The sequence below is a fragment of the Streptomyces sp. SL06 genome (assembly GCF_058244745.1).
On the sequence record NZ_JBSYOT010000002.1, the window covers coordinates 1,101,264 to 1,124,699 of the forward strand.

21 protein-coding genes and 1 pseudogene are annotated in these 23,436 nt (G+C 72.9%); 8 read left to right on the plus strand and 14 right to left on the minus strand.

All coding sequences use genetic code 11. The features are described from left to right. Window positions 1-10: 10 nt before the first annotated feature. From ligD to AC4IHM_RS04920, 3 genes are read right to left on the minus strand one after another with little or no spacing between them, the layout of a single operon-like run. Window positions 11-940, minus strand: a complete 930-nt coding sequence (ligD, locus tag AC4IHM_RS04910) for a non-homologous end-joining DNA ligase (RefSeq protein WP_490865854.1) — start codon at window positions 938-940, stop codon at window positions 11-13. Then, the gene (locus AC4IHM_RS04915) at window positions 937-2,784 is read right to left on the minus strand and encodes a transketolase (RefSeq protein WP_490865855.1); all 1,848 of its coding nucleotides are present in this window, start codon (window positions 2,782-2,784) and stop codon (window positions 937-939) included. Before AC4IHM_RS04915 ends, ligD begins: the two co-directional genes overlap by 4 nt. After that, entirely contained in the window at window positions 2,781-4,256 is a 1,476-nt protein-coding gene (locus tag AC4IHM_RS04920) for an NAD(P)/FAD-dependent oxidoreductase (protein ID WP_490865856.1), read from the minus strand. Before AC4IHM_RS04920 ends, AC4IHM_RS04915 begins: the two co-directional genes overlap by 4 nt. A 160-nt stretch (window positions 4,257-4,416) precedes the next feature. On the opposite strand from AC4IHM_RS04920, the gene AC4IHM_RS04925 reads away from it, so the two are divergent. Together AC4IHM_RS04925 and AC4IHM_RS04930 are read left to right on the plus strand one after the other, a co-directional pair. Beyond that, window positions 4,417-5,379, plus strand: a complete 963-nt coding sequence (locus tag AC4IHM_RS04925) for an LLM class F420-dependent oxidoreductase (protein ID WP_490865857.1) — start codon at window positions 4,417-4,419, stop codon at window positions 5,377-5,379. Between the two features lie 85 nt (window positions 5,380-5,464). Beyond that, window positions 5,465-5,812 carry a VOC family protein gene (locus AC4IHM_RS04930; protein WP_490865858.1) on the plus strand — a complete coding sequence of 116 codons (348 nt, stop codon included), beginning with the start codon at window positions 5,465-5,467 and terminating at the stop codon, window positions 5,810-5,812. 17 nt (window positions 5,813-5,829) lie between these two features. Here AC4IHM_RS04930 and AC4IHM_RS04935 read toward each other — a convergent pair whose 3' ends face one another. The 9 genes and pseudogenes from AC4IHM_RS04935 to AC4IHM_RS04975 form a co-directional block, all read right to left on the minus strand. Beyond that, the gene (locus AC4IHM_RS04935) at window positions 5,830-7,785 is read right to left on the minus strand and encodes a DUF5107 domain-containing protein (protein WP_490865859.1); all 1,956 of its coding nucleotides are present in this window, start codon (window positions 7,783-7,785) and stop codon (window positions 5,830-5,832) included. Window positions 7,786-7,911: 126 nt separating this feature from the next. Further along, entirely contained in the window at window positions 7,912-8,487 is a 576-nt protein-coding gene (locus AC4IHM_RS04940; RefSeq protein WP_490865860.1) for a GNAT family N-acetyltransferase, read from the minus strand. A 41-nt stretch (window positions 8,488-8,528) separates the two neighbouring features. Beyond that, entirely contained in the window at window positions 8,529-9,452 is a 924-nt protein-coding gene (locus tag AC4IHM_RS04945; RefSeq protein ID WP_490865861.1) for a S66 peptidase family protein, read from the minus strand. After that, window positions 9,449-11,416 (minus strand): dipeptidyl-peptidase 5, encoded by a 1,968-nt coding sequence (locus tag AC4IHM_RS04950; protein ID WP_490865862.1) that lies wholly within the window; start codon window positions 11,414-11,416, stop codon window positions 9,449-9,451. Before AC4IHM_RS04950 ends, AC4IHM_RS04945 begins: the two co-directional genes overlap by 4 nt. A gap of 38 nt (window positions 11,417-11,454) precedes the next feature. Further along, window positions 11,455-12,775: pseudogene (locus AC4IHM_RS04955) on the minus strand (M20/M25/M40 family metallo-hydrolase). Continuing rightward, on the minus strand, window positions 12,768-13,601 hold the full coding sequence (locus AC4IHM_RS04960; protein WP_490865863.1) for a M55 family metallopeptidase: 834 nt from the start codon (window positions 13,599-13,601) through the stop codon (window positions 12,768-12,770). Before AC4IHM_RS04960 ends, AC4IHM_RS04955 begins: the two are co-directional and overlap by 8 nt. Window positions 13,602-13,704: 103 nt before the next feature. After that, on the minus strand, window positions 13,705-14,430 hold the full coding sequence (locus AC4IHM_RS04965) for a class I SAM-dependent methyltransferase (protein ID WP_490865864.1): 726 nt from the start codon (window positions 14,428-14,430) through the stop codon (window positions 13,705-13,707). A 181-nt stretch (window positions 14,431-14,611) separates the two neighbouring features. After that, on the minus strand, window positions 14,612-17,023 hold the full coding sequence (locus AC4IHM_RS04970) for an MFS transporter (RefSeq protein ID WP_490865865.1): 2,412 nt from the start codon (window positions 17,021-17,023) through the stop codon (window positions 14,612-14,614). Window positions 17,024-17,172: 149 nt separating this feature from the next. Continuing rightward, on the minus strand, window positions 17,173-17,616 hold the full coding sequence (locus tag AC4IHM_RS04975) for an SRPBCC family protein (protein WP_490865866.1): 444 nt from the start codon (window positions 17,614-17,616) through the stop codon (window positions 17,173-17,175). A 161-nt stretch (window positions 17,617-17,777) separates the two neighbouring features. Between AC4IHM_RS04975 and AC4IHM_RS04980 the strand changes: the two genes are divergently transcribed. The 3 genes from AC4IHM_RS04980 to AC4IHM_RS04990 all read left to right on the plus strand — a co-directional run bounded on the left by AC4IHM_RS04980 (window position 17,778) and on the right by AC4IHM_RS04990 (window position 19,587). After that, the gene (locus AC4IHM_RS04980) at window positions 17,778-18,824 is read left to right on the plus strand and encodes an Rv2578c family radical SAM protein (RefSeq protein WP_490865867.1); all 1,047 of its coding nucleotides are present in this window, start codon (window positions 17,778-17,780) and stop codon (window positions 18,822-18,824) included. A gap of 412 nt (window positions 18,825-19,236) precedes the next feature. Beyond that, the gene (locus tag AC4IHM_RS04985; protein WP_490865868.1) at window positions 19,237-19,410 is read left to right on the plus strand and encodes a hypothetical protein; all 174 of its coding nucleotides are present in this window, start codon (window positions 19,237-19,239) and stop codon (window positions 19,408-19,410) included. A gap of 15 nt (window positions 19,411-19,425) precedes the next feature. Then, a complete protein-coding gene (locus AC4IHM_RS04990; RefSeq protein WP_490865869.1) occupies window positions 19,426-19,587 on the plus strand; it encodes a hypothetical protein in 162 nt (53 codons plus the stop codon). A gap of 99 nt (window positions 19,588-19,686) precedes the next feature. Here AC4IHM_RS04990 and AC4IHM_RS04995 read toward each other — a convergent pair whose 3' ends face one another. Further along, entirely contained in the window at window positions 19,687-20,151 is a 465-nt protein-coding gene (locus AC4IHM_RS04995) for a hypothetical protein (RefSeq protein WP_490871014.1), read from the minus strand. A 59-nt stretch (window positions 20,152-20,210) separates the two neighbouring features. Further along, complete coding sequence (locus tag AC4IHM_RS05000) at window positions 20,211-20,759, minus strand: hydantoinase/oxoprolinase family protein (RefSeq protein WP_490865870.1); 549 nt, start codon at window positions 20,757-20,759, stop codon at window positions 20,211-20,213. Window positions 20,760-20,888: 129 nt separating this feature from the next. Here AC4IHM_RS05000 and AC4IHM_RS05005 point away from each other — a divergent pair, with 129 nt between their 5' ends. From AC4IHM_RS05005 to AC4IHM_RS05015, 3 genes are read left to right on the plus strand one after another with little or no spacing between them, the layout of a single operon-like run. Then, window positions 20,889-22,466, plus strand: coding sequence for an alpha/beta hydrolase (locus tag AC4IHM_RS05005; protein WP_490865871.1), 1,578 nt, complete (start codon window positions 20,889-20,891; stop codon window positions 22,464-22,466). Window positions 22,467-22,508: 42 nt separating this feature from the next. Next, complete coding sequence (locus AC4IHM_RS05010) at window positions 22,509-22,907, plus strand: RidA family protein (protein ID WP_490865872.1); 399 nt, start codon at window positions 22,509-22,511, stop codon at window positions 22,905-22,907. 20 nt (window positions 22,908-22,927) lie between these two features. Beyond that, on the plus strand, window positions 22,928-23,431 hold the full coding sequence (locus tag AC4IHM_RS05015; protein WP_490870764.1) for a GNAT family N-acetyltransferase: 504 nt from the start codon (window positions 22,928-22,930) through the stop codon (window positions 23,429-23,431). The last annotated feature ends 5 nt before the right edge of the window (window positions 23,432-23,436 follow it).

Sequence of the window (23,436 nt, forward strand, 5' to 3'; positions counted from 1 at the left end):
GCGGCCCGGCTCAGGGACGCAGGGCGTTCAGCCGCCGCCGGGCGGGGCCCAGGGCCCTGGGACGGCTCATGATTCCGTCCCAGGGCCGGGTGCGCGCCTGCTCCACGGCGTCCACGATCGTCCAGCGGCGGGCGTGCAGGGCGGGGTCCTTCAGCTGGTCCCAGGTGACGGGGGTGGCCACGGGCGCGCCGGGCCGGGCGCGGACGGTGAAGGGGGCCACCGCGGTCTGCGCGTAGGCGTTGCGCTGGATGTCCAGGTAGAGCCGGTCGCCCCGGTCCTTCTTGCGGGCCGCGGTGGTCAGCCGGTCGGGATGGCCGGCGGCCAGTACCTCGGCGACATCCCGCGCGAACTCCCGTACCTCGTCGAAGTCCTGACGGGGAATCAGCGGTACGACCACGTGCACGCCCCGGGACCCGGTGGTCATCGGCGCCGAGGGCAGCCGCAGTTCGTCGAGCAGCTCGCCCAGCAGCCGGGCCGCATCACGGACCGACTCGAAGTCGCCGTCGGCCGGGTCGAGGTCGAAGACCAGCCGGTCCGGCCGGTCGACCTGTCCGACCCGGGACAGCCAGCGGTGCAGGGTCAAGGTCGCCTGGTCGGCGAGGTAGACGAGGGTGGCGGTGTCGTCGCAGACGGTGTGACGGACGGTGCCGCCCTCCTTGCCGACCTCCACACGGCGGATCCAGTCCGGGTAGTACTCCGGGGTGTTCTTCTGCATGAACCGCGGCCCGTCCACGCCGTCCGGGTGCCGCTCCAGCATCAGGGGGCGCCCCCGCAGGTGGGGCAGCATGAACGGGGCGACGGCCCGGTGGTAGTCGACGAGATCGCCCTTGGTGTACTCCGCCGCGCCGCCGTCGCCCTTGGGGAACAGCACCTTGTCGGGCCGGTGGACCTCCACCGTGTGCCGGCCGGCCCGCACGGTGCGCACGCCGTCGCCGCTCACGGCACGATCGCCTGCTCCACCAGCATGCGCCCGGCCGCCTCGATGGACTCGGCGTCGATCCCCGCGCCGTGCAGCTCCTCCTCCGGGGTGGCGGAGCCGGGCATCGTCCCGACGGCGAGCCGGACCAGGCGCGGCACGGGCCGCCCGTCGGTGAACGCGTCGAGGACGGCGTCGCCGATGCCGCCCTCCCGGCGGTGGTCCTCCACGGTCAGCAGGCAGCCGGTGTCCTCGGCGGCCTGTCGCAGGGTGGCCCGGTCGACGGGCTTGACCGAGTACAGGTCGATCACCCGGACCGGAATGCCGTCCCGGCCGAGGGCGTCGGCCGCGGCGAGCGCCTCGTACAGGGTGACGCCGGCCGCGACGACGGTGAGCCGGTCGCTGTCGGAGGAGCGCAGCACCTTGCTGCCGCCGACGGGGAACTCCTCGTCGGGGCCGTAGATGACCTCGCTCTCGCCGCGCGAGGTGCGCAGGTAGCGGATGCCCTCAAGGCCGGCCGTCTCGGCGACCAGGCGCGCGGTCTGGTTGGCGTCGCACGGATACAGCACGGTCGAGCCGTGGATGGCCCGCATCATCGCGAGGTCCTCCAGACCCATCTGGCTGGGACCGTCCTGGCCGATGGCCACGCCCGCGTGGGAGCCGACCAGGTTGACGCCGGAACCGCTGACCGCGGCCATGCGCACGAAGTCGTGGGCCCGGGTCAGGAAGGCGGCGAACGTGGTGGCGTACGGCACCCAGCCGCGGGCCGCCATGCCGACCGCGGCGGCGACCATCTGCTGCTCGGCGATGTAGCACTCGAAGTAGCGCTCGGGGTGCGCCTTGGCGAAGAACTCGGCGCGCGTGGAGTCTCCGACCTCGCCGTCGAGGGCGACGACATCGCCGCGGGCGGTGCCGAGCGCGGCGAGCGCCTCGCCGAAGGCGTTGCGGGTGGCGACCTCCTCGCCCTTGTCGTAGCGGGGCGGTTCGGCATGTCCGATGCCGGCGGTGCGCGGCGCGCGGGCCGGCTCGGGTTCCCGTACCTGGATGTGGAGGTCGCGCGGACCGCCGAGTTCGGCGACGGCCTCCTCCGTGTCGGGCAGCGGCTTGCCGTGCTGCCCCTCGCGGTCCTCCACGGCCTTGACGCCCTTGCCCTTGAGGGTGCGGGCGATGATCACCGTGGGCTCGCCCTTGGTGGACGCGGCCTCGCCGTAGGCGCGGTCGATGGCGTCCACGTCGTGGCCGTCGATCTCGATGGTGTGCCAGTCGAAGGCCCGGAAGCGGCGGGCGTACGCGTCGAGGTCGTGGCCGTGCCGGGTGGGGCCGCGCTGGCCGAGCCGGTTGACGTCGACGATCACGGTGAGGTTGTCGAGGTGCTCGTGGCCGGCGTGCTCGGCGGCCTCCCACACCGAGCCCTCGGCCATCTCGCTGTCGCCGCACAGCACCCATACGCGGTAGTCGTTGTGGTCCAGCCGTTTGCCGGACAGCGCGATGCCGACGCCGACGGGCAGGCCCTGGCCGAGCGAACCGGTGGCCGTCTCGACCCACGGCAGGCGCTGCGGGGTGGGGTGCCCCTCCAGGCGGCTGCCCTGCTTGCGGAAGGTGAGCAGTTCTTCGTCGTCGATGGCGCCGGCCGCCTTGAAGGCGGAGTACAGCAGGGGCGAGGCGTGCCCCTTGGAGAGGACGAAGCGGTCGTTGCCGGGGTGGGCGGGGCGCTCGAAGTCGTAGCGGAGGTGGTTGGCCAGCAGTACGGCCATCAGGTCCGCGGCGGACATCGAGGACGTTGGGTGCCCGGAGCCCGCGGCGGCGGACGCCCGCACGCTGTCCACGCGCAACTGCTGTCCGAGGTCGATGAGTTCACCGGTGTTCATGAGTCTCCTTCCACGGCACGACCGTCGGAGCGCTTGACGGGGCCGGGGGCGATGTGGGATCCGGGCCTGGGCCTTGCGGCTGGGCCGGGACCGGGCTTGTTGGGGCCGTCCGGGGTGGGAGGGTCCTCGTCGGGGCGGTCCCCGGTGGGTTCTCGTCGTGGGGCGGCGCCCCCCGGTATCCGGGCCAGCTCGGGTGACGACGACTCCAGGGGTACGGACCAGGACCGTACGAGGCCCAGTTGGACGGCCTGGCGGGGCAGCACCGCGTCCAGCAGCCAGTCCGCGGCCACCCGGACGCGGTTGCCGGGCATCGCCGCGAGGTGGTAGCCGCGGGTGACCGCGCCCGCGACCGGTCCCGACATCGGCAGGCCGAACGGATTGGCGGCGGCCTTGGCGCCGCCCAGGTCCACGACGAACCCCATGTCACGGTGGCGGTAGGCCCGCCGCTCGCCGATGCCGAGCGAGGCGGCGACGTTCTGGGCGCAGACCTTGCCGTGCCCCCAGGCGTGCTGCGCGGTCATCGGCGTGAACCGGCCGGGCTGGTTCACGTCGGGCACCGCGGCCACGTCACCGCAGGCGAACAGCTCGGGCCGCCCCGGCACCCGGAGGCAGGGGTCGACGAGCAGCCGGCCGCGTTCCAGGGGCAGCTCCAGGGACTCGACCAGCGGGTCGGGCCGTACCCCCACGCACCACACCAGCGTGCGCGTGTCGACGGTCGTGCCGTCGGTCAGCAGGACCCCGTCGTGCGTGGCCTCCTTCACGGAGATCCCCATCCGCACGTCGACGCCCCGCTGCCGCAGCACCCGCTCGGCGGTGCGGGAGAGCCGTTCGTCCATCTCGGGCAGCACCCGCGGCGCCACGTCGAGCAGCATCCAGCGGGGCCGCATGCCGGTGCGCATCGGGTGCCTGCGGACCTGCGCGTCGGTGTACATCTGGCCGTGCGCGGCGACCTCGGTGCCGGTGTATCCCGCGCCGACCACGACGAACGTGCAGCGTGCGGCGCACTCCGCGCGGTCGTCGGCCGCGGCGGCCAGCTCCACCTGCCGGGTCACGTGGTCGCGCAGGTACAGCGCCTCCGGCAGCCCCCGGAAGCCGTGCGCGTGCTCGGCGACGCCGGGGATGGGCAGCAGCTTGTTGACGCTGCCCGCGGCGAGCACCAGCCGGTCGAAGCCCAGGGTGCCCTCGCCGCCCTCCGGGCCGGTGTAGCGCACGGTGCGCCCGTCGAGGTCGACGCCGTCGGCCTCGCCCAGCACCAGCCGTACGTGCGGCAGCGTGCCCGACAGGGACACGCTGACCCGGCGCGGTTCCAGGATCCCGGCGGCGACCTGGGGCAGCAGCGGCAGATAGAGGAAGTAGTCGGTCGGATTGAGCAGGGTGATGTCGGCCTGGTGCCGGGTGAGCCTGGACAGGGTGCGGGCCGTCCGGTACCCGGCGAAGCCGGCACCGACGATCACGATGCGGGGTCGGCTCACGGTTCGCCTCCGGGCTGTCGCGTACCTCGTGAGCCTTCCGCGTCCCCTTGAGCAGGGCGGCCAAACGTCCGCGAGGAAGCCGCCGGGCAGCCGGTTTTCCCCCGTATGTCCGGGTACCCGGCCCCGGACCCACCCGCTCCCTGTCCGGAGGCAACCTCCCATGCCCGAATACGGATACTTCCTGTCGAGCGAGCAGTACGGTCCCGCGGAGCTGATCGAGCAGGCGCGGATGGCCGAGCAGGCCGGTTTCCAGGCCCTGTGGATCTCGGACCACTACCACCCCTGGAACGGCGAACAGGGACAGAGCCCCTTCGTGTGGTCGGTGATCGGCGCGCTCTCCGACGCGGTGTCCCTGCCGATCCAGACCGCGGTGACCTGCCCGACCCTGCGCATCCACCCGGCGGTGGTGGCCCAGGCCGCGGCGACCAGCGCGGTGATGACCAACGGCCGCTTCCGGCTCGGCGTCGGCACCGGCGAGGCGCTGAACGAGCACATCTTCGGCGACGCCTGGCCCGCCGCGCACATCCGTCTGGAGATGCTGGAGGAGGCCGTCCTGATCATGCGCCAGCTGTTCACCGGCAAGGAGGTCAATCACTACGGCACGCACTACACGGTGGAGAACGCCCGTCTGTACACCGTCCCGGACGAGCCCGTCCTGATCGACATCTCCGGCTTCGGCCCGACGGCGACCAGCCTGGCGGCCCGGGTGGGCGACGGCTACATCACGGTGATGCCGGACGCCTCGATGGTGGAGCAGTACCGCAAGGGCGGGGGCGGGGGAAAGCTGGTCAGCGGGGGCACCAAGGTCTGCTACGACGTGGACCGGGACGAGGCGGTACGGACCGTGCACCGGCTGTGGGCGAACGAGCAACTGCCGGGCGAGCTGAGTCAGGTGCTGCCCTCGCCGAAGCACTTCGAGCAGGCGCAGGCCCTGGTCACCGAGGACATGGTCCGGGACAACCGGGTGTGCGGCGACGACGTGGACGAGCACGTCGCGGAGCTGAAGCAGTTCGCCGACGCCGGCTTCGACCGCGTCTACGTCAGCCAGATCGGCCCCGACCTGCGCGGCTTCTTCGACTTCTACCGCACGAAGGTGCTGCCGCAGTTGGAGCAGAGCGCCTGACCCACGCGGTTCGGGCACTCGTCGGCAGAACTTCCGCGGCCGACGGGCGAGTCCGCGCGCGCCCGACCCAACTAGGCTCGTCCGCATGGACATTCTGGGAGCCACACTGCGTATCTACGTCGACGACCTGGACAAGGCGATCCCCTTCTACGAAGGTCTGGCCGGCGGCCAGGCCCTGCGTTTCGAGCGCGGCGGAGTCGAGGTCGCCGCGGTCGGCTGCTTCCTGCTGATGAGCGGGCCCGAGTCCCAGCTCGAGGTGTTGCGCAAGGTCACCGCGACGATCGCCGTGACGGACGTGGAGGAGACCCATCGGGTCCTCACCTCATTGGGCGCCAACGTCATCGCCGGACCGGTCCCGACGCCCGCCGGGCGCAATCTGATCGCCCGGCACCCGGACGGGGTGATCTACGAGTACGTGGACCGGCGGGCATAGCGGCGGGCCGGGCGGGGTCACTCCCCGTCCGGCCGCATCCGGAAGTCGTAGCGGGCCGGGAGCGGTTCGGCGCCGAGCCGCGCCCACAGCAGGCCGATGCCCTCCGCGCCCTCCCTGAGATCGGCGACCTCGAAGCCCTCGTCGAAGACGGCCCGCGCCTCCTCGCGCCGCCCCTCGGCGGCCAGCAACTCCGCCTCGGCCAGCCGGAACCGGCCGCGGGCCCGGGTCGCGGGAGCCAGCCGCTCCCACACGCCACGGGCGTCCGCGGTGCGTCCGGCCGCGAGCAGCGCCCCGATCGCCTCCCGGCCGAGCGCGGCGGCGACGGCCGTCCACCCCTCCCGCCGGTCCGGACCGTCGGCCGAGCACAGGTCGTCGAAGGCCTCGGCGTACCGGTCGGCGGCCCGCTCGTGGTGGCCGTCCTCCTGGTCGGCGACGGCGAGGCAGCGCAGCAGCGGCCAGCGTTCGGCCGCGCTCATCAGGCCGCGTTCCCAACTGCGCACCGCCTGGGCCCGGTCGTCGCCGTGCCACTGGGCGACACCGAGGTGGTACTCGGCGATCGGTGTGGCGGCCGTGGTCTCCAGCATGTCCCGCCAGGGCCGGGCGACCAGCGTGCCGCCGGGCGGTTCGCGGTGCTCCGGCTCGGGGAGGGTGCCGGTCCGCAACAGGTGCAGCCAGGGCCGCTGTTCGTCGCCGAGGGTGTGCTCGTCGAAGGGCGTGCCGGGCAGCTTCCAGCCCGCGCGAAGCACTTCGAGCGCGCCCCAGCCCGAGCCGGTGGCCAGGCGCTCGCCGGGTTCGACGTCGGCGTACGGCTGCCAGGCCGCGTACGCCGCGTCCACGTCGGCGCGCGGCAGGGCGCTCTCCAGCCGGTCCTCCGCCTCGCGCAGCACGGTGTGCCACTCGCCCTCGGGCGGGGCGTCGAGCGGCCCGTAGGCCTCCAGCCAGGAGAACTCGCTCTCCGCCGCCAGTTCGACGTGTTCCAACTGGGTGCGGACGAGGCCGGCCTGGATCTCGCAGTAGCCGCCGGTGCCGGGCTCGGTGAGCCACTCCTGCCAGCGCCGGCCGCCGGGTCCCGTGCCCCACACGAAGAGCTTGCGGCCGCGCAGCAGGTCGGTCGAGGTCTGCACCAGTCCGTGGCCGTGCTCGTCGAGCGCGGCGATCCAGCGGCGCCGGGCGTCGGGCAGCTCGTAGAAGTAGTCGGCGGCGTATGTGCTGTTGAGCGGGTAGGTGCGGTCGGCGCCGTCGTACGCCGGGACGGGGACGCGGCGCAGCCGGCGCTCGTAGCCGAAGTGCCAGGCCTCGTCGGCGGGGACGAGGACGCGGCGCTCCTCGGGGACGGCGATGTTGGACCACCAGTACGTCGGCACGGGCCGCTCGTGCGGGTTGCGTATCCGGACGCCGACGTACAGGAAGTCCGAGTCCTCGGGCAGCCACAGGTCGACCTGGAAGGGCAGGTCGCGCAGCCGCTCCCACTCCCAAAGGCGCAGCATCTCCCCGCCGTCGGGGGCGGGGACGCGGGCGGAGTGCAGGGGTGAGCAGGAGAGGGTGGTGTGGCCGGTGGCGCCGATGTTCCACTCGACGCCGCCGGAGAACCAGGCCCCGTTGAGGGCGAAGTTGGCGGGCTGGAGGACGGGGTTGACGTAGAGGAGTTCGCGGTCGGTCGGTTTGTGGTGCAGGGAGGCGATCCGGCCGCCGAGGCCGGGCAGGACGGTGGCCCTGAGCCGGTCGTTCTCGATGACCAGGGCGTCGACCCGCCGGGCCTCGCGGGTCCGGTCGTAGCCGTCGCGGACCCCAGCGGGCAGCAGGCTGCGCAGTGGCTCGTAGTCGACCTGGCGGGCCATGTCGCGCGGCAGGTCCGCCCGGTCCCGGTCGTCGATGCGGTGGGCCTCGTCCAGGGGGCGCAGCGGCGGCAGCGGGTTGTCGGGTCCCAGTGGGGCCGCGGGCAGGGTCAGTACCTCACGTCGGATCGTCGTCACGGTTCCCCATGGAAGCCGCTGGGCGGCGCGGTGAACAGGGGCGCCGCCGGTCGCGTTCGCGCGATGTCGCTCACGTTTGAAACGGCGGGGTGCCGTGCGGGCACCGGAGGGGGGCGGGCGCGCGGTTCAGCGCGGAGGGCCGGAGGTCACCGTCTCGGCGGTGATCGCCCAGCGCTGGTGGTCGCGCCAGGCGCCGTCGATGTGGAGCATCCTCGGCGAGAAGCCCTCCAGGTGGAAGCCGCAGGCGCGGGCCAGCGCGATCGAGGCGGTGTTGCCCGGCTGCACGTTGATCTCCAGGCGGTGCAGCCGCATCGGTCCGAAGGCGTAGCGCACCACGAGGTCCAGCCCTTCGCGCATCAGCCCGCGGCCCGCCGCGTGCGCGAAGGCGCCGTAGCCGAGCGCGCCGCTGAGGAAGGCGCCCTCGACGATGTTGTTGATGTTGACGAAGCCGGCGATGGAGCCGCCGTCCGCCTGGTCCGCGGCCTTCTCGCACACCAGGAACCCGGCCTTGGTGGGGTCCTCGATGAGCCGGGACGCGTAGGCCTCGTACGCGCGGGCGTTGTCCGGCGGGAAGAGCCAGGGATGGTGCAGGTCCTTGCTCTGCCGGGCGCGGGCGGTGAACTCCGCGCCGTCCTGCCGGGTGAAGTGCCGTAGCCCCACGCGAGGGCCCTCGGTGAGATGACGGGACGGGGTGTGCGGCATGGGGCCAGCCTACGACGCGTCGGCGCCGCACGCGGGGACGGTCAGCGCAGTGCGGGCCGGTCGAGCGTCAAGGTGCCCGCGTCCGCGTCGAGTTGCGCCGTCACGCCGAACGGCATGGTCAGCGCCCCCGCGCAGTGCCCGAACCCGAAGTCCTCGACGACCGGTACGCCGAGGCCGCCGAGCCGGTCGGCCAGCATGGGCCGCAGCCGCTCGTAGGGCTCGCACTGGTGCCAGGACCCGAGCAGTACGCCGCCCACCCCGTCGAGCCACCCGGCGCGCAGGAGTTGGGTGAGGTAGCGGTCGAGGCGGTACGTCTCCTCCCCCACGTCCTCCAGGCACAGCAGGCCGCCGCGGGCGCCGGCGCGGGCGTGCGGGGTGCCCAGTTCGGCGGCGAGCAGGGCGAGGCAGCCGCCGAGGGTGACGCCCCGCGCCCGGCCGGGCACCAGCGGCGTGCCGCGGGAGGCGATCACGCGGACCGTCTCCCGGGCGAACAGGGTGGCCCGCAGGTGTTCCTGCGCCCGCGTGTTCTTGACGAAGTCGATCCCCGCGGCCATCGGCCCGTGCAGGGTGACCAGGCCGAGCCGGGTGGCGAACGCCTCGTGCAGCGCGGTCAAGTCGCTGAACCCGACGAACACCTTCGGCCCGGCCGCGCGCATCGCCGCCCAGTCGAGCAGGTCGGTCATGCGCTGGACGCCGTACCCGCCGCGTGCGCACAGCACCGCGTCCACGGACGGGTCGCACCAGGCGGCCTGGAGGTCGGCGGCCCGGTCGGCGTCGGTGCCCGCGAGGTAGTCGAAGGTGCCGTGCCGGTCCAGGACGTGCGGTGCCACGACCGGGTCGAGGTCCCAGCCGCGCAGCACGTCCAGGCCCGCCCGGAGCCGCTCCTCGGGCACGGGGCCGCTGGGTGCGACGACGGCCACCCGGGCGCCGGGGGCGAGCCGGGCCGGCCGGGTCCGCTCTCTCACCCGGTCAGCTCCAGGGTCGCCACGCCGTGCCGGTCCAGTCCGAAGACCTGTGCGTAGAGGGAGAGTTCGGACTCCAGGGCGCGCACCATGGTCTCCGCCCGGCGGAATCCGTGGCCCTCGCCCTCGAAGGTGAGATAGGCGTGCGGCACTCCCCGGCCCGCCATGCGGGCGAGGAACCGTTCGCACTGCACGGGCGGGCAGATCACGTCGTCGAGTCCCTGGAGCAGCAGGAACGGCACGGTGACGCGGTCGGCGTGCGTGGTGGGCGACCGCTCGGCGTAGCGGGCGGGCACCTCGGCGTACGGGCCGATCAGGCTCTCCAGGTACCGCGACTCGAAGTCGTGGGTCTCGCCCGTGCCCCAGCCGGTCAGGTCGAGGATCGGGTAGATCACCGTGCCGCAGGCGTAGACATCGGTGCCGGCCAGCGAGGCGGCGGCGGTCCAGCCGCCCGCGCTGCCGCCGCGGACGGCGAGCCGCTCCCGGTCGGCGGTGCCCTCCTCGGCCAGGGCGAGGGCGACGGCCGCGCAGTCCTCGACGTCGACCACGCCCCACTGTTCGCGCAGCCGGTTGCGGTACTCCCGGCCGTATCCGCTGGAGCCGCCGTAGTTGACCTCCGCGACACCGATGCCGCGGGAGGTGAAGTAGGCGATCTCCAGGTCGAGGACCAGCGGGGAGCGGTTGGTGGGGCCGCCGTGCGCCCAGATCACGTACGGCGCACGCTCGCCGTCCGGCGCGACGCAGCCGGGGTTGTGCGGAGGGTAGAGGTGGGCGTGGATCTCGCGTCCGTCCGGTCCCGTGAAGGTGCGGATCCGCGGCCTCGGGTAGTACGCCGGGTCCACGGCGTCCTCGTGCGGGGCGCCGATCACCCGGGCGCGGCCGGTCCCGGCGTCCAGCTCGACGACCTCGTAGCCGCCGACCGGTCCGGCGCCGACGCCCACCACCCGGTCGCCGTGGACGGCGAGGGTGGCCGCGAACTCGGTCCAGGGGCCGGGCGCGTCGACGACCTCGCCGCTCGCGGGGTCGAGGATCCCGAGGGCGGTGGCGCCACGGCCGTGCACGACCGCGATCAGGCCGCTGTCGAGCGGGGCGAACCAGCGCTGTCCGAGCTTCCACAGCGGCCCGCCGAACTCCTCCTCGCGGGCGCACAACGGCTGCCCCTCGCGGTAGAGGTTCCACCAGCCGGTGCGGTCGGAGGCGTACAGCAGGGCGCCGTCGGGTGCCCAGTCGGCCTGCGCGATCGACTCCTCGGGTCCGCCGGCGACCGTCCGGGCGTCCCCGAGCGTGCCCTCGGGCCCGACCTCGGCGACGACCAGCTCGGTGCCGTCCCAGGGCATGCGCGGGTGGTCCCAGGCGAGCCAGGCCGCGCGCCGCCCGTCCGGCGAGATCCGCGGTCCGGTGACGAACCGGTGCCGGTCGTCGGTGAGTTCGCGCACCGCGTCCCGGTCGTCGGCCGCCGAGCCGTCCAGCGGCACCGCGGCGACGACCCGGCGCACGTCGGTGGGTCCTTCGCCGGTGAACTCCTCCAGGACGCACCACACTTCGCCGCGTTCGGGACGCGGCTGCGGCTCGGCCCAGCGCAGCCCGCCGCCCACCGGGGAGAGCGGCGTGAGCGGACGCGGCTCCCCGTCGCCCGGCCGGTGGACGTAGAGCCGCTGGTCGGCGAAGTCCACGAAGAACACCAGCGGCCCGGCGTCGGTCATGAGCCCGGCCCAGGGCCGGCCGCCGTACTCCATGACGCGGCTGCGCACGTTCCACGGCGCGGGCAGCAGCGGCTCCTCGGTGCCGTCGGGGCGGCGCCGCACCAGCGTGCGCCGGCCGGCCTCGGTGGGCCGGGGCGCGGTCCACCACACCTCGTCCCCGACGAAGCCCACGTCCTCGGGGCGTCCGTCGTGCGCGGCGGCCAGGGCCGCGTCGACGGGCGAGGGCCACGATCCGTACGCAAGGGTCCGCACTGACTCCCCCAATTCTCCTTCTCCTCCAGCTCCGTGTCGGGCAGGTCGGCCTAGGCCGTACGCAGGAATCGGTCGAGGACGCGGACGCCGAAGTGCAGCGCCTCGACGGGGACGCGTTCGTCGACGCCGTGGAAGAGGGCCTGGTAGTCGAAGCCCTCGGGCAGCTTCAGCGGTGCGAAGCCGTAGCCGGTGATGCCGAGCCGCGAGAACTGCTTGGCGTCCGTGCCGCCGGACATGCAGTACGGCACCACGTGCCCCTCGGGGGCGAACTCCTCGACGGCGGCGCGCATCCGGGCGTACGTCGGCGAGTCGACCGGCGCCTGGAGGGCGACCTCGTGATGGGCGAACTCCCAGTCCACGTCAGGTCCGGTGAGCAGGTCGAGGGTGTCGCGGAACTCGTCCTCGCCGCCCGGCAGGAAGCGCCCGTCGACATAGGCGACGGCCTGGCCGGGGATGACGTTGACCTTGTAACCGGCGTCCAGCATGGTCGGGTTGCTGCTGTTGCGGACGGTGGCCTCGACGAGCTTGGCGGCGGGGCCCAGCTTCTCCAGCAGCGCGTCGAACGTCGTCCAGGTCGGCCTCGATGCCGTAGACGGCGGCGATCTCGGTCAGGGCGGCACGCACGGTCGGGGTGGGGCGCAGCGGCCACTGGTGATCGCCTATCCGGGTGATCGCCGCCGCGAGCCGGGTGACCGCGTTCTCCGGGTTGACCTTGGAGCCGTGTCCCGCCCGCCCGCGCGCGGTGAGCCTGAGCCAGCCGGTGCCGCGCTCGCCCGCCGCGATCGGGTAGAACTGGCGGCCGAACCCGTCGTGGAAGGTGTACGCGCCGGACTCGCTGACGCCCTCGGTGCACCCCTCGAACAGCGCGGCGTGCCGGTCGGCGAGGAATCCCGAGCCGTCCGCGGCGCTGTCCTCCTCGTCCGCGGTGAAGGCGATCACGATGTCCCGCCGGGGCCGTACTCCCCGCCGGGCCCAGTCGCGGGCGACGGCCAGGATCATCGCGTCCATGTTCTTCATGTCGACCGCGCCGCGCCCCCAGACGACTCCGTCCCGGATCTCCCCGGAGAACGGGTGCACGCTCCAGTCGGCGGCCTCGGCGGGCACCACGTCCAGGTGGCCGTGCACGAGCAGCGCGTCGGCCGAGGGGTCGGTGCCCGCGACGCGGGCGACGACGTTGGTCCGGCCCTCGGTCCGCTCCAGCAGCGTGGGCTCGATCCCGGCCTCGGCGAGCCGTGCCGCGGCGTACTCGGCGGCCGGGCGCTCCAGGCAGTCGCCGCCGCCCCGGTTGGTGGTGTCGATCCGGATCAGCTCGGAGGTGAACCGGACCACCTCGTCGAGCGCCTGGGGGCCGGTCGTCGGGTGCTCAGCCATACTGCTCCTCCACCGCGGCCGAGGCGATCGTGGTGACCGCCTTGAAGGTGCGGATCGCCTCGAACATCGTGTCGTGGGTGTACGCCACCTTCCGCTCCCCGGTCCGGGCGACGCCCGGCACCACGGTGGAGGCCGCCGCCAGGTGTTCGGCGTCGAACTCGACGGCCACGGTGAACGGCCCGCCGCGCACCGGCTCGTACCGCACCGCGAGCGCCGCCGCCTCCCGGGCCGCCGCCCGGATGTCGGCGGCGGTCCTGGCCGGCGTACGGCACACGGCCGCGTAGCGCGACACATGGTCCTTGACCGCGACCTTCAGCGCCTCGGGCGCGTATCCGAGGGCGTCCTCGCAGGCCACGTCGTCCCCGGTGACCAGCACCACCGGTACGCCGTACTCGGCGACGACGTGCGCGTTGAGCAGACCCTCGCTGGCCCGTGCGTCGTTGAGCCACACACCGGTGATCTGGTTGGCGAGGTAGGTGTGCGCGAGGACGCCCTCCATGCCGGCGCCCGCGTGGTATCCGACGAAGGCGATGCCGTCCACGTCCCCGTGCTGGACGCCCTCCACCATGGACAGCGCCTTGTGCCGCCCGGTGAGCATCTGGGTGCGCTCGTCGAGCCGCTCCAGGAGGAGGTTGCGCATCGTCCAGTGGGCCTCGTTGACGAGGACCTCGTCGGCGCCGCCGTCGAGGAAGCCGAGCACGGCGGCGTTCACGTCCGAGGTGAACATCGACCGGCACCGCTCCCACTGCGGCGTACCCGGCAGCACGTCGGCAGGCCAGGTCACACCGGTGGCGCCCTCCATGTCGGCGCTGATGAGGATCTTCATACGGACGACGCTACATGCCGCCGATCACGCCTGCCAGGGGCGTCCCATCAGCCACAGGTCCATACCACTGACACCGTGTCCTTCTCGTCCTCCTCCGCCGCCGTCACGCGTCCCGTCCCGCCACCACCCACGTCGCGGGCAGCTCGATCCGGGTGCCCCGCGGGGTGTACTCCGTGGTGACGAGCGGGAGTTCGCCGCTCGCCAGGACGGTGAGTCCGGCGGTGCGCAGATACTCCGGCACCGCCTCGTCGGGGACCGGCCCGGGGGCCAGGCCGTGGCGGAGGACGGGGGCGAGCTTCGGGGACGGCCCCTCGGGGCCCTCGGACAGGGTCGCGAGGACGGCCCCGGCGGCCTGGGAGGGCTCCACGAGGAAGGCGCGGCCGGTCTCGCCGAGCAGTGCGGCGAGGGCGTCGGCCAGCGGCTGCCGGTCGTCGGGCGCGCTCTGGTGCAGGACGCCGCGCACATAGACGTTGGCGTCGCCCAGCTCCGCGTGCAGCGTCTGCGCCTCGGCGGGGTCGGCGGCGTCCAGTTGCCGGTAGACGGCCTGCCCGGCGGGGTCGGCGTGCCGGGCGTGGTCGAGGGCGGCGTCGGACAGGTCGGCGCCGACGACGTGCGGGAAGCGGTCGGCCAGGTAGCGGGTCTGGGTGCCGTTGCCGCAGCCGAGGTCGATCAGCGGCAGGGCGGGGTCGGTCAGGTGCGGCTCGAAGTGGGCGAGGTGACGGCCGGCGGTCAGCATCGGCTCCGCGTCCCAGAACACCGCCCCCTGATCCTCCGGCGCCTCGCTCCAGAAGCTCTCCCAGGCGTCCCGGTACCGATTCGTCACGCTCATGCCCGTCTCCCCAGGTGCGATGACGTACGGCCCGCCGAAGGCGACGGGTCCGTACGGTGTATCGCGCCCCGCGCACGCTCACAAGCGCCCGGCGCATTCCTTCACCAGACGTGCGAAGAGCGCGCGCCCCCCGGGCTGCGAGGCGGCTCGGGGGGCGCCGGCGCGCCGGTGACCGGTCGTCTCAGTCCTCGTGGCCGAGCTGGAGGTCGCGTTCCGTACGGCCGCCGCCGGCCACCTGGAGCACGGTGGCGACGGGCGGGTAACCGGCCGCGATCACGGTGTACTCGCCGGACGACAGGTCGACGAACCGGAAGGTGCCGTCCGGCCCGGTGGTGAGGGTGTCCACCACGTTGCCCGCCGCGTCGAGCAGGGTCACCCGCGCGTCCTCCACGATCCGTCCGCCGCCGGCCCGCACCGTGCCGCGCAGCACGGCGCCCCCGGCCAGTTCCACGTCCTGCCGGGTCTCCCGGGCCGCCTGGACGCTGACCGGCAGGGCCGCCGGGCGGAAGGCGGGGGCGCTGGCGGCGAGGGTGTACTCGCCGGCCACCAGCTCGGTGATGACGTAGCCGCCCTCCCGGCCGCTGCGGGTGGTGGCGACGACCTCGCCGTGGACGTTGGTGAGGGTGACGGTCGCGTCGCGTACGGGGCTGCCGTCGGCGGTGAGCACACTGCCGGCGAGGCGCCCTGCGCCGCCGAGCACCACGTCCAGTTCCACCGGGCGTTCGCCGACGGTCACGGAGACCGCCTGCGGCTGGTGGCCGCCGGCCGCGGCGATCAGGACGTACGAACCGGCGCCGGGCGTGGCCAGCGCGTACCGTCCGTCGCCGCCGCTGGCACCGCGGCCGATCTGCTGTCCGCCGACGTTGATGAGGGTGAGCGCGGCGCGGGGCACGACGGTGCCGTCGGGGTGCTGCACCGTGCCGCAGACCGGGATGCCGGCGGCGTACGGCGAGCGGGCCTGCGGGACCTGGGCGGTGGGCTGCGCGGTCTCGGGCTCGGTGACGGGGACGTTGTGGGACACCAGTGGTTTCTCCTTGAGGAAGAGGGCGATGAGCAGCCCGAGGACGAGCACCGGCACCAGGTAGAGGAAGATCCGCGGCATGGCGTCGGCGTATGCCCCGATGTAGGCGTCGCGCAGCGCCGGGGGCAGGGAGTGGACGAGCTGGGGGGTGATGGCCTCGGCGTCGGGCACCTCGGCGCCGGCCTCGGCGGGGAGCCGGTCGGCCAGGGCGTCGGTGAGCCGGCCGGCGAAGAGGGTGCCGAAGATCGCCGCGCCGACGCTGCCGCCGATCTGCCGGAAGTAGTTGTTGGCGCTGGTGGCGGTGCCCAGGTCGGCGGGGCGTACGGAGTTCTGCACGGCGAGGACGAGGACGGGCATCACCATGCCGATGCCGGCGCCGAGGACGGCCATCCAGATGCTGTAGTGCAGCCGGGGCGTGTCGACGTCGAGTCGGGAGAGCAGCCACATGCCGGCGACGGACAGCGCCCCGCCGAGGATCGGGTGGACGCGGTAGCGCCCGGTGCGGCTGATGAGCTGCCCGGAGATGATCGAGGCGCCGACGATGCCGCCCATCATCGGCAGCATCAGCAGGCCGGACTCGGTGGCGGTGGCGCCGTCGACCATCTGCAGGAAGGTCGGCAGATAGCTGGCGGCGCCGAACAGGGCGACGCCGATGACCAGGCCGACCAGGGCGGTGACGTTGAAGACGGAGTCCCGGAACAGCCGCAGCGGGATCAGGGGTTCGGGCGCGAAGTGCTCGGCGACGAGGAAGAGGACGGTGGCTCCGGCCGCGCCGGCGCCGAGGCCGAGGATGACCTCCGAGTCCCAGGCGTACTCGGTGCCGCCCCAGCTGGTGAGCAGTACCAGGCAGGTGGAGGCGGCGGCCAGCAGCAGGGCGCCGGGGATGTCGAGGCGCGCCTTGGTCCGCGGCCTGGGCAGCTTCAGGACGACGGCGACGACGGCCATGGTGAGCAGGCCGAAGGGCACGTTGATGTAGAAGCACCAGCGCCAGGTGAGGTGGTCGGTGAAGTAGCCGCCCAGCAGGGGGCCCGCGACGGAGGCGAGTCCGAAGGCGGCGCCGATCAGGCCCATGAAGCGACCGCGCTCGCGGGGCGGCACGATGTCCGCGATGATCGCCTGCACGCCGATCATCAGGCCGCCCGCGCCGACGCCCTGCACGGCGCGGAAGGCGATGAGCTGGTCCATGGTCTGCGCCCGGCCGGCCAGCGCCGAGCCGACGACGAAGACCAGGATGGCGAACTGGAAGACGCCCTTGCGGCCGAAGAGGTCGCCGAGCTTGCCGTAGATCGGCAGGCCGACGGTGGAGGTGAGCAGGTAGGCGGTGATCGCCCAGGACATCTTGTCCAGGCCGTGCAGCTCGCCGACGATCTTCGGGAGCGCCGTGGCGACGATCATCTGCTCCAGGGCGGCGAGCAGCAGCGCCAGCATCAGTCCGACGAAGACCAGCCGCACCCGGCGCGGGCTCAGCCCGGCGCCCGGCCCGGGTTCGGGAGCGGGGGGCTCGGGGGGCGCCTGGGGTGCGGTGACCGGTTCGTCCCGCACCGGATCCTGCACCAGGGTGATCCCGCCCATGTACCGCTCCTCTCGTCACACCTGCTCACAATTGCCACCTGGGGCGACAACTGCGAACAGATGCGAAGAGTTACGGCGAACAGCGGTGATTCGTGTAGATCACTCGAACCGGTGAGGCGGCCAACGACCGCCCCCGGCTTGCCCTTTGACTACTTCTCGACCTCGGCGGCGAGCTTGGTGAGCATCGCGTCGTAGATCCGGGCGAGCCCCTTGGGCGCGAAGGTCTTCTCGAAGAAGCCGCCGACGCCGCCGGCGCCCTGCCACGTGGTGACGACGACCACCCGGGCCTTGCCCTCCCCGGCCGGGGTGACCCGCCAGGTGGTGACCATGGAGGAGTTGCGGTCCTTCTCGACCAGTTCGCCGTCGGTCGGCTCGGTGACCTCCAGCAGGCAGTCCCGGACGCGCTTGCTGGTGGCCTGGAGCTTCCAGTGCACGAGGGTGCCCTCGCCGTCGCCGCCCTCGCGGACCTCGTACTCGCTGAAGTGCTCGGGGAGCAGCTTCTCTCGGGTGCCGCTGTAGTCGGCGAGGGTGTCGAACACCGTCTCCGCGTCCGCTGCGACGATCCGCTCCGCCGTCGCCTCGACCTGCGCCATCGGGTTCCTCCAGGGCCTGGTTCTCGAATTGGGGGCAAGCCAACCACCCCGCCGCCCGGCCACCAAATCGGGGGGCGTGAAGCGGCCCCGCGCGACTCACCCGCACGATCAAGGGAACAAGTGTTCTATTGTGTGGGCCGCAGCACTACCGAGGAGGCGCCATGCGCTGGGAGAACCTCACGGACTCCGACCACGCCCGAGCCGCCGACCCCGCGCTGTTCGGCGCGGACGCGGTCACCACCCGCACCTTCGACACGCCCGAGTTCCGCGGCATCACCTTCCACGAGGTGCGCGCCCGCTCGATCCTCAACCGGGTGCCGGGGGCCTCGCGCATGCCGTTCGAGTGGACGGTGAACCCGTACCGGGGCTGCACGCACGCGTGCGTGTACTGCTTCGCCCGCAAGACGCACAGCTATCTGGACCTCGACACCGGACTCGGCTTCGACTCCCAGATCGTCGTCAAGGTGAACGCGCCCGAGGTGCTGCGCCGCCAGCTGGCCTCGCGCCGCTGGCAGGGCGAGCACGTCGCGATGGGCACCAACGTCGACTGCTATCAGCGCGCCGAGGGCCGCTACCGGCTGATGCCGGGCATCATCTCGGCACTCGCCGACCGGGCGAACCCCTTCTCCATCCTCACCAAGGGCACGCTCGTCCTGCGCGACCTGGACCTGCTGACGCGGGCCGCGCGGGTGACGGACGTGGGCATCTCGGTCTCGGTCGGCTTCACCGACCCGGAGCTGTGGCGCACCGTGGAGCCGGGCACCCCCGCACCGGAACGCCGCCTGGAGGTCGTACGGACCCTCGGCGCGCACGGCATCGGCTGCGGTGTGCTCATGGCGCCGGTCATCCCCTTCCTGAGCGACGAGCCCGCCCAGCTCCGGGCCACCGTCCGCGCCATCGCCGCCGCGGGCGCCACCTCGGTGACTCCCCTGGTCCTGCACCTGCGGCCGGGCGCCCGGGAGTGGTTCATGGCCTGGCTCGCCCGGCACCACCCCCACCTGGTCCGCCGCTACGAACGGCTGTACGCGGACGGCGCCTACGCCCCCAAGTGGTACCAGCGCCGGATCACCCGCCAGGTGCACGACCTGGCCCGGGAGTACGGCATCGGCCCCACGCGCGCGGGCATGCCCCGAAGGACCGGGGCACCGGAGCCGGCCGCGCCGGCCGGACCGACGCCGACCGATCCGGTTCAGCTTTCGCTGCTCTGACCCGCCGCGCGGCGACCCGCGCTGGCCGATGGGTGTCCCCGGCTCGCCGAACCGCAGTGTCTCCTGGAAGCGGACCGTTGCGGACTTGGCGGCGGTGAGACGGAGTCGGCAGTTGTCACCGGGTGCGCCGCCGATGTCGATCCGCAGGTTGCGGGAGCCGCCGATCGGGACCGCCTGCCGCACCGAGCCGGTCCGTGCGACGCTGCCGTCCGCCGCGAGCAGGGTCCAGTCGACGGTGATCTCTTCGGAGTCGTCGTCGAGATCACTGTTGAAGAGGTGGAGCAGGCGCGAACTGTTGTATGCGTACGTCAGGTTGTCGCGCTTCATGGCGTAGTCCACCCAGCCCTTGTCGAAGACGGCCACGGGTGCGTACGTCTGCTTCCACAGGTCCATCGGGGTCGGGGAGAACTCGGTGATCGCGTTGTCCGTCGCCGGCCGGGTGTACGGGTTCATGATGCCGCGCCACATGTGGTCGGCGTGGTATCCGGGTCCGGCGATCTCGTCGGCGGTCCAGGGCAGGTCGACCGTCTCCGCCTGGGCGGGGTTCGCCTGGGCGGGCAGGGCGAACACCTTCTGGAAGCTGTAGAAGGCCAGTTGCACCTTGGCGTCGTGGTCCAGGCTCATCCGCTGCTGCCTGAAGATCCGCATCGATTTGATCACCGAGTGGTACCGGTCGATGTTCTCCGGCTGGATGCAGGAGGCGTTCTCCTCGCAGGTGAACCAGGTCTTCACGGTGGGGTTGTTGATGTACGTGCCCATGTAGCCGCGTGAGCAGACCGTGTCGTCTCCGCGTTCGTGGAGACGAGCTGGATGTCGGGGTTGACCGCCGGGTGTCCGGCGTAGCCGGACTTCATGCCGGTGGTCAGGTCGTCGTTGTAGACGGGGTTCTCGTTGGAGATCGACCACAAACGATCGAGGGGTGGTTGCGGTAGGCGCGGGCGATGCCGAGGACCTTCGCCACCCCGTTCTCCCAGTGCTCGCCGGTCAGCGGATACTCCCAGGTGCTGATCACGACCGGGTTCTCGGCCATCAGCATCATGCCCTTCTCGTCGCAGATCTCGACGAGTTCCTTGCTCAGGCCCCAACCGCGGTGGATGCGGAAGATGTTGATGTTCATCGACTTGGCGACGTCGATGACGTGCGAGAAGTACGAACGGGTCAGCGCCCAGTGGCCGTTGAAGGTCAGCCCGTCCGCCGAGACGTTGTCGACCCCCTGCCCCGCTATGTTGTACTCGATCGACTCGCCCCGCAGGCCGGTGCGGACGCCGTTGAGGTGGATGCCGCGGACATCGGGGGCGTCGTCGGCGACCGCGCGCACGTCGCGCACCCCGAAGCGTTCGACATGGGTGTCGAGCGTGTTCCCGGAGCCGTCGAGCAGCGAGCTGTTCAGGTTGTACAGGACCGGGTTGTCCGGCCACCACAGGTCGTAGCCGTCTCGTCCAGGGACATCACTCCGCCGTCGCAGCGCATCACCATCAGCGGTGCGGTGATCCCCGCCGCGTCGATGCTGGACTGCACGAGGTCCACGGTCTCGAACATCCTCGGCAGGATGACCGCGTTCAGGACGGCGGTACGGGTGCGCTTGTTCAGGCCGTACCGCCCGGTGATCTCGTGTGTCGCGGTGACCAGGAAGCCCCGTGCCCGCGCCGCTTCGGCGATGCGCGCCTCCCCCAGGTCGTCGTCGACCGAGAGCGGTTCGCTGACCACGACGGACCGGATGCCCGCCGCCGCGAACCGGTCGAGGATCCGGTCCAGCCCGGCGTCGTCGGTGGGCTCGCGCAGGTGCTCGTACCGGATCGGGATGCGCTTGCCGTCGGTGATCTCGATCTTCCCCAGGCCGCGCAGCCGCTTGACGAAGAAGCCGGACAGGACCTTCCTCCGGCCGCACGCGCGGAACGCCCGGTACGGAGAGCAACGGCCAGCATTCGAGGGCACCTACCGGCCCAATCGGGTCAAGTATCGACAGAACGTGTTCTTCCGACGGCGCTCCCCGGGACGATGCGGCGAGGACCGCGGCTCGCGCGGGCCGTCGCCTCTTCGTCCTGGGAGTCCTGGGAGGACGCCATGAGACAACGCGCAGCCGTGCTGTGCTCAGCCGCCGTCATCGTCGCCGGGAGTGTCGCGGCCGGCCCCGCCGGGGCGAGCGCGGCGGGGCCCGCGCCCGTCGCCCCCGCCGCCGACCTGCACTGGACGAAGTGCGGCACGGACGACTACCCGACGCTCCAGTGCGCCTCGCTCCAGGTGCCGCTCGACCACGCGCGTCCGCAGGGGAGGCGGATCACGCTGGCGCTGTCCCGCGTGCCGCACACCTCCGCGACGTATCAGGGTCCGCTGCTGGTCAACCCCGGTGGTCCCGGCGGCAGCGGGCTGAGGCTCGCCGGGTTCGTGGCGTCCTCGCTGCCCGCGGAGGTGGCCGCCCAGTACGACGTCATCGGCTTCGACCCGCGCGGGGTGGGAAGGAGCAGCCCCGCGCTGGACTGCCGTCCGGGGCACTTCGACCCGGTGCGCCCCGACTCCCTGCCGGCCACCCCGGCCGTCGAGAAGGCCAACCTCGCACGCGCGAAGTCCTTCGCCGACGCCTGCGGCGAGAAGTACGCGGACGTACTGCCGTACATCGACACGGTCGGCGCCGCGCGGGACATGGACCTGATCCGGGCGGCGCTCGGCTCGGAGAAGATCAACTACTTCGGGTACTCGTACGGCACCTACCTGGGCGCCGTCTACGCCAAGCTCCACCCGGACCGGGTGCGCCGGCTGGTCCTCGACTCCGTCGTCGACCCGACCGGCGTCTGGTACGACGCCAACCTCAACCAGGACCTCGCCTTCAACGACCGCCACCGGGCGTTCCTGGCCTGGGTCGCCGAGCACGACGCGGCGTACCGGCTGGGCACCGACCCGGAGCGGGTGGAGGCCGCCTGGTACGCCATGCGGGCCGAGGTGGCGAAGCAGCCGGCGGGCGGGCGGGTCGGCGCCTCGGAGCTGGAGGACACCTTCCTGCCCGGCGGCTACTACAACGGTTACTGGCCCCGCCTCGCGAAGGCGTTCGCCGCGTACGTGAACGACCGGGACACCGCGCCGCTCGTCGAGGCGTACGAGGACTTCGGGGCCGAGGACGCCTCCGGCGACAACGGTTACAGCGTCTACACCGCGGTGGAGTGCCGCGACGCCGGCTGGCCGCGCGACTGGGACGAGTGGCGCGAGGACAACTGGGACGTGTACGAGAAGGCGCCCTTCATGGCATGGAACAACGCCTGGTACAACGCACCCTGCGCGTTCTGGCCCACGGACTCCCGGCGGCCGGTCGACATCGGCAACCGCGAACTGCCCCCGGCGCTGCTGTTCCAGGCGACCGGTGACGCGGCCACCCCGTACGAGGGCGGCGTCACCGTGCACCGTGCGCTGCGCGGCTCCGGCCTGGTGGTCGAGGAGGGCGGCGGGAACCACGGCATCACGCTGAGCGGAAACGCCTGTCTGGACCGGCATCTGACGGCGTATCTGACCGACGGCACCGTGCCGCGCGGCACCGGCGAGGCGGACGCGGTGTGCCCGGCGCTGCCCGACCCGAAGCCGCCGGCGTCCAAGGCGGCGTCGGCCTCCTCACCCGGCTCGGCCCTGCACGGGCTGCTCGGCTTCCGCGGCTGACCGGCGCGAGGCGTTGTCAGTGCCGTGGTCCAGGATGGACGCATGAGTGAGCTGACGAGGATTGCCGCCCCGGAGGGTGTCGCGCCCGCCCCCCAGTACACCCATGTCGTGCTCGGCACCGGACGGTTCGTGGCCGTCGCCGGACAGCTCGCGCTGGACGAGGACGGCGGGCTCGTGGGCGAGGGGGACGCCGGGGCGCAGGCCCGCCAGGTCTTCGAGAATCTGCGGCGCTGTCTGGCCGCGGCCGGCGCGACCTTCGACGACGTGGTGAAACTGACGTTCTTCGTCACGGACATGGCGCACATGGCCGCGATCCGCGCGGCGCGCGCCGAGCACATACCCGACGACCGGCTGCCGGCCGCCTCGGCGGTGCAGGTGGCCGCCCTGGTCCGGCCGGAGTTCCTCATGGAGATCGAGGCCTTCGCGGTCGTGGCCCCGTGACCGGCTCCCGGGTACGGGAGATGACACTCGCCGACTGCGCCCGGGTCGCCGAGATCCGCGTCCACGGCTGGCAGACCGCCTACCGGGGCCTGGTCCCGCAGACGTATCTCGACGCGATGGACATCGCCGACGACGCCGAGCGGCGCCGCGCCCACTTCACCCGGGCCCCGGCCGGTGTGGTGAACCTGGTCGCCGAGGACGGCGGCGGCGAGGTCGTCGGCTGGTCCTGCCACGGCCCCTGCCGGGACGGCGGACCTCACGCCGGCGACGCCGAGTTGTACGCCCTCTACGTCGACACCGGGCGTCTCGGGACCGGTGTCGGGCGGGCCCTGGTCCGGGAGTCGGCGCGCCGGTGCGCGGGCGCCGGGCACGCGCGCATGCTCCTGTGGGTGCTGAAGGGCAACGCCCGCGCCCGGCGTTTCTACGAACGGGCGGGATTTCACGCGGACGGTGCCGAGGAGCCCTTCGAGGTGGCAGGGGTCGCGGTGCCCGAGGTGCGGTACGCGGCGGAGTTGGCCGCCTGACCCTG

Bases quoted from the DNA above. Each gene is read 5' to 3' on its own strand.
- AC4IHM_RS04915 (WP_490865855.1), bottom strand. From the start codon at position 2,784: ATGAACACCGGTGAACTCATCGACCTCGGACAGCAGTTGCGCGTGGAC.
- AC4IHM_RS04925 (WP_490865857.1), top strand. From the start codon at position 4,417: ATGCCCGAATACGGATACTTCCTGTCGAGCGAGCAGTACGGTCCCGCG.
- AC4IHM_RS04930 (WP_490865858.1), top strand. From the start codon at position 5,465: ATGGACATTCTGGGAGCCACACTGCGTATCTACGTCGACGACCTGGAC.
- AC4IHM_RS04940 (WP_490865860.1), bottom strand. From the start codon at position 8,487: ATGCCGCACACCCCGTCCCGTCATCTCACCGAGGGCCCTCGCGTGGGG.
- AC4IHM_RS04960 (WP_490865863.1), bottom strand. From the start codon at position 13,601: ATGAAGATCCTCATCAGCGCCGACATGGAGGGCGCCACCGGTGTGACC.
- AC4IHM_RS04965 (WP_490865864.1), bottom strand. From the start codon at position 14,430: ATGAGCGTGACGAATCGGTACCGGGACGCCTGGGAGAGCTTCTGGAGC.
- AC4IHM_RS04970 (WP_490865865.1), bottom strand. From the start codon at position 17,023: ATGGGCGGGATCACCCTGGTGCAGGATCCGGTGCGGGACGAACCGGTC.
- AC4IHM_RS04975 (WP_490865866.1), bottom strand. From the start codon at position 17,616: ATGGCGCAGGTCGAGGCGACGGCGGAGCGGATCGTCGCAGCGGACGCG.
- AC4IHM_RS04980 (WP_490865867.1), top strand. From the start codon at position 17,778: ATGCGCTGGGAGAACCTCACGGACTCCGACCACGCCCGAGCCGCCGAC.
- AC4IHM_RS05005 (WP_490865871.1), top strand. From the start codon at position 20,889: ATGAGACAACGCGCAGCCGTGCTGTGCTCAGCCGCCGTCATCGTCGCC.
- AC4IHM_RS05010 (WP_490865872.1), top strand. From the start codon at position 22,509: ATGAGTGAGCTGACGAGGATTGCCGCCCCGGAGGGTGTCGCGCCCGCC.
- AC4IHM_RS05015 (WP_490870764.1), top strand. From the start codon at position 22,928: ATGACACTCGCCGACTGCGCCCGGGTCGCCGAGATCCGCGTCCACGGC.